Raw genomic sequence first — 6063 nt, 5'->3', positions numbered from 1 at the left:
ATTCACATTACTGTATCCATTTTGGCAAAAAATCGCTCTAACCTCTTTGCCTTGAGTGTTTCCATGTTCAATCATAACCAAGCCTCCATCATGCAAATATTGTTTGGCTTGTGACAGTATAATTTTAATATCGGATAAACCACTATCCCCTGCTGTTAAAGCGGATAATGGTTCAAAGCGAACATCACCTTGTGATAAATGAGAGTCAGCCTCATCGATATATGGTGGATTGGAAACGATTAAATTAAATTTAGTATTTGGGATATTTTCAAACCAATCACTTTGGATAACTTTACAATTATTTATTTGGTTTAATTTTGCATTTTCTTGCGCCAAAGTAACAGCTTCTGGAACAAAATCCGCAGCTATCCATTCCCAGGTTTTAAGCTCAGATGCTAAAGACAATGCTATCGCTCCGGTGCCAGTACCTAAATCTAAACCTAAAAAAGGCTTATCTTTGTGCTCTTGCATTAACAACAGCGCTTGTTCAACCAGTGTTTCTGTATCTGGACGGGGGATTAACGTTGCAGGTGAAACCTTAAGATTTAATGACCAAAACTCGCGGTATCCAACAATATGCGCAATGGGATGGCCAAGCGCTCGTTTGGCACAAACTTGCTTAAATTCTGCTAATTGAGCTTCATCTAGGGTTTTATCAGGCCAAGTGAATAGATATGTGCGATTACAGTCTAAGACATGGCACATTAGTAACTCAGCATCTAACTTGGCTGTGTCGGATAGTTTATTAAAGGAGCAAGTGGCATCATGTAGCAGCCACTTAATTTGACTTGAGTTATCCATTTCTACCTAATCTATTGCGCCTGATCATTTTAACCGATAAATAGTTTCATCGTTGTTATCAAACTTGGCCTTAGTTAACGCATTGTCCTAATAACCAAGGTTAATATTAATCTTCTGACATTGAAGCTAATAAGTCAGCTTGATATTCCGTCATTAACGGGTGAAGAACACAGTCTAAATCACCTTCCATGATCTCATTCAACTTATACAAAGTTAAGTTGATCCTATGTTCTGACATTCTTCCTTGTGGGAAGTTATAAGTTCTCACTCGCTCTGAACGATCACCACTGGCCACTAAGTTACGACGCATACTGGTTTCTTCAGCATTACGTTTTTCATCTTCCGCGGCTTGCATACGAGCGCTTAACACGGACATAGCTTTCGCTTTATTCTTATGCTGTGAACGCTCATCCTGACATTCAACCACAATGCCCGTTGGTAAATGCGTAATACGTACTGCAGAATCCGTTTTATTTACGTGCTGACCACCCGCACCTGATGCACGATAGGTATCTATTTTTAAATCCGCTGGATTGATATCAATTGCTTCAGCTTCTGGAACTTCTGGCATAACAACCACAGTACAAGCCGATGTATGAACTCGGCCTTGAGACTCAGTGTCTGGTACACGTTGAACGCGGTGACCGCCTGACTCAAACTTCATTGTTCCATAAACATCATCACCGGTTATATGAGCAACCATTTCTTTAAAACCACCGTGATCACCTTCGTTACAGGTCATGACTTCAATTTTCCATTTCTTGGACTCTGCATATCGGCTGTACATGCGGAATAAGTCACCAGCAAATATGGCGGCTTCATCACCACCGGCACCTGCTCTTATTTCTAAGAAACAGTTGTTACCGTCGTTCGGATCTTTTGGCAACATTAATACTTGTAATTCTTGGTCTAAACGTGCGATAGCCGCTTTTGAAGTTTTATATTCTTCTTGGGCCATCTCACGCATTTCTGCGTCGTCTTCATCCATCATTAACTTGGCTTCTTCGAAGTCTTCTTCAGCGCCTTGGTATTGCTTAAACGTAACCGTGATGGCTTCTAAATCGGAGTACTCTTTAGATAATGCACGGAACTTATCTTGATCTGAAATAATTTGTGGTTCACTTAATAGCGCTTCAACTTCTTCACGGCGTTCAATAAGCGTTTCTAATTTGCTTCTAATTGAGTCTTTCATCGGATCCCTAATACGGCTTTTATTGCGGTTAATTCCTGCATATTTTGTTTTTCTGCTGCATCTTTTAAGGCAGAAGTTGGCGCATGAATTAATTTATTTGTTAATTTATTTGCTAGCTCTTTTAATATTTGTTCTACGTCGTTACCCGCTTGTAATTGATTTATCGCTCTATCTAGCAGTTCATCTTTTATCGCCAAACTTTGTTCACGATAATCACGGATCAAATCCACAGACTCCAAAGAGTTTAGCCAATCATCAAATATATTGGCTTTCTGTTGTATTATTTCTTCGGCATCAACGGCGGCTTCGGTTCTTGCTTGCATGTTCTTAGCGACAATTTCTTGTAAATCGTCAACGGTATATAAATAAGCATCGTCGAGCTCAGCAACTTGAGATTCAATGTCTCTTGGTACGGCCAAATCAACTAAAAACATAGGTCTGTGTTTTCGTCGTTTTAATACATTCTCAACCATACCTTTACCAATGATAGGCAAAGTACTGGCGGTTGAACTTATCACAACATCGGCTTCTAACATTTGAGCCGGAATTTGGCCTATGGTACAAGTTTTAGCGGAAAACTGTTCAGCCACTAATTTAGCATTGCTCAAGGTTCTATTTGCGACAACTATGTCTTTAGCGCCTTGCTCAAAAATGTGTTTCGCCACCAATTCGATGGTTTCGCCCGCACCAACCAGTAACACTTTTTTATTATCAAAACTGCCAAATACTTGTTTGGCTAAAGTCACCGCGGCAAATGCAACCGAAACGGCATTCACCGCAATGTCTGTTTCAGTTCTGACTTTTTTAGCGACTGAAAATACTTGTTGGAACATACGCTCAAAATAAGTCTTAACGGTACCCACTGATTTAGCTTGTTGATAGGCCTGTTTAACTTGACCTAATATTTGAGGCTCACCCAACACCATAGAGTCCAGTCCACTTGCCACACGCATTAAATGTGTTGTAGCTGAAACGTCCCTTTGAATGTATAAGTGTTGATCAAGCTCTTGTTCGGGTACTAAATGAAAGTCAGCTAACCAAGATGTTAAGATTTGAGAATTGGTTGCATCGCCAAAACAGTAGATTTCAGTACGGTTGCATGTTGATAAAATCACGGCCTCATCACATAAACCATCGGCGATAACCGACTGCAATGCTTCAGATAATCGTTCTGGTGTAAACGCTAGGCGCTCACGTAACTCTACTGACGCTGTTTTGTGATTTATACCTAATGCAAGAACCGTCATAAAATGGCTGAATTTAAACCCCTTTGGAGAAAGGCGGCAATTCTACGAAAAAGCAGAGGTTTTTAAAAGCCTTAACATGGTTTATCACAATAGAAATTATTAACTAAGAATTGATTTTCATTTTTTATCTGGGAAAATGGCCCCACTAAACTTGCAAGATTGGATTATATGAAACCTTTTCAAACCATTTTTTTACGCGTCTCAATCTTGTTGCTTGCCTTATTTCTAAGTGCATGTAGCACATTAAATCAGTTTCAAACCGCACCAAAAGAATTGCCGCTTGATATCAAAAAACTAGATTCTTGGACTGTCAGAGGTAAAGTCTTAATAAAAACCGAGACCGAAAACCTATCCGGATATTTTTATTGGCAAAAACAACAAGACTCAGTTCAATTTTCGTTAAACACTTTTATTGGCACTAATATTCTTACCTTAACCACAAAAAACAACCTATCAACCTTAGAAGTGGACGGTAAGGTTTATAAAGATAGAAGTGCAAGTCGTTTGATACGGCGCACCACGGGAATCCAATTACCGTTAGAAAAGTTAGAACTATGGATACGGGGTCAATTAGCAGGTAAAGAAAAAAGCATTATTAAAAATGGCAATCAAATAAAACAATTTGACTATACCGGCACAGAACAAAAGTGGCAGGTTAAGTATTCAAAATTCCAACAACAGAAAATATATACCTTGCCAATGTTAATAAATTTAACCACCAAAGGGACTAAATTAAAATTATCCGTTTCTAATTGGGAGTTTGATTAAGTGCCAATTAACACACTAAAACTTACTTCCCCTGCAAAACTTAACCTTTTTTTGCATATCAGTGGCCAGCTAGAAAACGGTTATCATGAATTACAGTCTTTATTTCATTTCCTAGACAAAGGCGATGAATTAACGTTTGAGCGCACCAACGACGGCATTGTCACTTTGGAATGTAATTTATCTGAGTTGGTGACTGAGCAGAACTTAATAATCAAAGCGGCAAATGCACTTAAGGCGAAAGTACCTCAAGCACAAGATGGCGTTAAAATTAATTTACAAAAAGTATTACCAATGGGCGGCGGTGTTGGTGGTGGGTCATCAAATGCGGCTACTACATTATTGGCATTAAACGAATTATGGTCGTTAAATTTAGCGCACTCTGAATTAGAAGTGATTGGAAAATCCCTTGGCGCTGATGTGCCTATTTTCGTACGAGGCCGATCATCAATTGCAGAAGGTATAGGGGAAAAATTAACCGACTACCCTATTGATGAAAAATGGTATTTAGTACTCACCCCACAGGTTCATGTAAATACAGCGCTTTTATTTAGCAGTACTGAATTACCAAGAAATACTAAAAAAATAGACTTATGTAACATTAATTACACAGGTTTAACGCCTGAACATAAAAATGACTTTGAAACTTTAGTCTATAAAAACCATCCAGACGTTGCCAAAGCGATAGACTGGTTGTTAGAATACGCGCCAGCCAGATTAACTGGAACTGGTGCTTGTGTATTTTCAGTTTTTGAAAGTAAACAAGAAGCTGAATCAATTTTTAATAGATTGCCTGCGGATCTGTCTGGTTTTATTGCACAAGGTTGTAATATTTCTGTCACACATCAACAACTACGTGAGCAATTAAGCTAGAAATAAAGCCATACTTATACTTTATTTCTTAAACACTTAACGAAGCTATAGGATAACTCTGTGCCTGATATAAAGCTCTTCGCTGGAAACGCTACCCCAGAACTTGCTGAAATCGTCTGCAATCGTCTTGATTTAAAACTTGGAAATGCAACTGTTGGCCGTTTTAGCGACGGTGAAATAAGTGTACAAGTTCATGACAATGTTCGTGGTTCTGACGTATTTATTATTCAATCTACTTGTGCTCCATGTAATGACAATCTAATGGAATTGATTGTTATGGTTGACGCATTACGTAGAGCATCCGCTGGTAGAATCACAGCGGTTATTCCATACTTTGGTTACGCTAGACAAGATCGTCGTGTACGTTCTGCTCGTGTTCCTATTACTGCAAAGGTTGTTGCAGACTTTTTATCAAGTGTTGGTGTTGACCGTGTGTTGACAGTTGATTTACATGCAGAGCAAATTCAAGGTTTCTTTGATGTTCCTGTTGATAATGTATTCGGCAGCCCAATTCTAGTTGAAGACATGAGAAGCCAAGGTTTTGATGTTGCAGATGATGTTGTTGTTGTTTCACCAGACATTGGTGGTGTAGTTAGAGCAAGAGCAATTGCAAAACTACTTGATGATAAAGACTTAGCTATTATCGACAAACGTCGCCCACAAGCTAACGTAGCGCAAGTTATGCACATCATTGGTGATATTGAAGGTCGTGATTGTATTATTGTTGACGATATGATCGATACTGGCGGTACTTTATGTAAAGCCGCTGAAGCACTTAAACAACATGGTGCTAAACGTGTATTTGCTTATGCAACACATCCAATATTCTCTGGTAATGCGGTTGAGAATCTTAAAAACTCAGTAATTGATGAAGTCATCGTTACCGACTCAATTCCATTAAAAGCAGAAATTGCAGCATTACCTAATGTGCGTCAATTAACTTTAGGCAACATGTTAGCTGAAGCAATTCGTCGTCTAAGTAACGAAGAGTCAATCTCAGCGATGTTTGATCACTAAACAAAGTAACCTTTGTCGCAGTGAAAAAATCCGTCTTATCATAGACGGATTTTTTTATACCTATTTTTTATGTTTCATGCTTCATAACAGGGCTTGGTTGTCGGCTCTGGGTTGAGTCATAAAAAAACCTCAGTATTTACTGAGGTTTAATGAATCTATTCATTTTAC

6 protein-coding genes are annotated in these 6063 nt (G+C 38.7%); 3 read left to right on the top strand and 3 right to left on the bottom strand.

The annotated features are described in order from the left end of the window. The 3 genes from prmC to hemA form a co-directional block, all read right to left on the bottom strand. The coding region (gene prmC / locus RT723_RS03010; protein WP_315945823.1) for a peptide chain release factor N(5)-glutamine methyltransferase at positions 1 to 801 on the bottom strand (801 nt) is incomplete at its 3' end. A 106-nt stretch (positions 802 to 907) separates the two neighbouring features. After that, entirely contained in the window at positions 908 to 1993 is a 1086-nt protein-coding gene (gene prfA / locus RT723_RS03005; protein WP_315945809.1) for a peptide chain release factor 1, read from the bottom strand. Further along, entirely contained in the window at positions 1990 to 3240 is a 1251-nt protein-coding gene (hemA, locus tag RT723_RS03000) for a glutamyl-tRNA reductase (protein ID WP_216055963.1), read from the bottom strand. The genes prfA and hemA overlap by 4 nt, the downstream gene beginning before the upstream one ends. A 168-nt stretch (positions 3241 to 3408) precedes the next feature. Here hemA and lolB point away from each other — a divergent pair, with 168 nt between their 5' ends. The 3 genes from lolB to RT723_RS02985 are packed head-to-tail and all read left to right on the top strand — an operon-like array spanning position 3409 to position 5895. Continuing rightward, on the top strand, positions 3409 to 4008 hold the full coding sequence (gene lolB / locus RT723_RS02995) for a lipoprotein insertase outer membrane protein LolB (protein ID WP_315945810.1): 600 nt from the start codon (positions 3409 to 3411) through the stop codon (positions 4006 to 4008). Then, the gene (ispE, locus tag RT723_RS02990; protein ID WP_315945822.1) at positions 4009 to 4878 is read left to right on the top strand and encodes a 4-(cytidine 5'-diphospho)-2-C-methyl-D-erythritol kinase; all 870 of its coding nucleotides are present in this window, start codon (positions 4009 to 4011) and stop codon (positions 4876 to 4878) included. Between the two features lie 60 nt (positions 4879 to 4938). Beyond that, a complete protein-coding gene (locus RT723_RS02985) occupies positions 4939 to 5895 on the top strand; it encodes a ribose-phosphate pyrophosphokinase (protein ID WP_216055965.1) in 957 nt (318 codons plus the stop codon). The last annotated feature ends 168 nt before the right edge of the window (positions 5896 to 6063 follow it).

The sequence above is a fragment of the Psychrosphaera aquimarina genome, assembly GCF_032461525.1.
Lineage (GTDB): Bacteria > Pseudomonadota > Gammaproteobacteria > Enterobacterales > Alteromonadaceae > Psychrosphaera > Psychrosphaera aquimarina.
This window is presented reverse-complemented; position numbering and strand designations above follow the sequence as displayed.

Excerpts from the sequence above, each read along its gene's own strand:
- prfA (WP_315945809.1), bottom strand. The coding sequence starts at position 1,993 with ATGAAAGACTCAATTAGAAGCAAATTAGAAACGCTTATTGAACGCCGT.
- hemA (WP_216055963.1), bottom strand. The coding sequence starts at position 3,240 with ATGACGGTTCTTGCATTAGGTATAAATCACAAAACAGCGTCAGTAGAG.
- lolB (WP_315945810.1), top strand. The coding sequence starts at position 3,409 with ATGAAACCTTTTCAAACCATTTTTTTACGCGTCTCAATCTTGTTGCTT.